Source organism: Mycobacterium sp., from assembly GCF_008709575.1.
Classification (GTDB): domain Bacteria; phylum Actinomycetota; class Actinomycetes; order Mycobacteriales; family Mycobacteriaceae; genus Mycobacterium.
In genome coordinates, this window is the sequence record NZ_VYIK01000280.1 from 1 (window position 1) to 762 (window position 762).

The 762-nt window shown below is 65.1% G+C and carries 1 pseudogene; it reads right to left on the reverse strand.

Going from position 1 to position 762, the window contains the following annotated elements:
* Positions 1–295: 295 nt before the first annotated feature.
* Positions 296–762 (reverse strand): annotated as a pseudogene (locus F6Q13_RS18460) (oxidoreductase); the annotation flags it as partial.

Genomic DNA, 762 nt, shown 5'->3' on the forward strand with positions numbered 1-762 from the left:
ATGCGTGAGGCACCAACCACCGCTTCGCGCTCACTTTTAGCTGAGGCACCTCGGGAGGCGAGCACGCGAAAAGTGCTCGAGAAACGCCGTCGATGCCTCGAGGGCGATGAAGTTCGGGTCCCAGATCGAGTGACTTCAGTCGGCGGCAGCTCGCATGATGATGCGCGACGTCGGTGCAGAGCCCCGACCTCGCCGCCGGGTGTGGGCCCGCAGCGGGCAGGTATCCGGCCGATGCGTTGAAACCTCTAAGCGAACCCATGTTCGACGAGGCACCCGTGCCCGCAGCCGGCCTGATTCATAGTGACTGCGCAGCGCCGGGTATGCGAGTGACAAACCGGTCGGCGTAGAAATGCTGCATGTCGGTCCGCATCTCGTGCAAGGTTGTCTCCAGGACGTCGATCATTGCCGGTGGGCCGCAGGTGTACACGTGACAGTCGTGTATGAACTGCTCAGGCAACTGACGCACTACGTCGGTCACGAGTCCGCGCGCACCGCTCCAGGTCGACTCCGCAGACTCTTCCGACAGGACGGCCCGAAACTCGAATCGACCATCCCAGGAGCGTTCCAGGGCGCCCAACTCGGCCAGGCAGTACAGATCGCGCTGTGTCCGGGCCCCGAACAGCAGCACGGCCGGGCGCGTGCACCGTTGACGTGCGGCGTCTTCGAGTAGCGCTTTGATCGGGGCGAGTCCGCTGCCGCCGGCCACGCACAGAATAGGTTCGCTGGCGGGGCGCAGCCACAGATCCCCGAACGGGCCGGCCA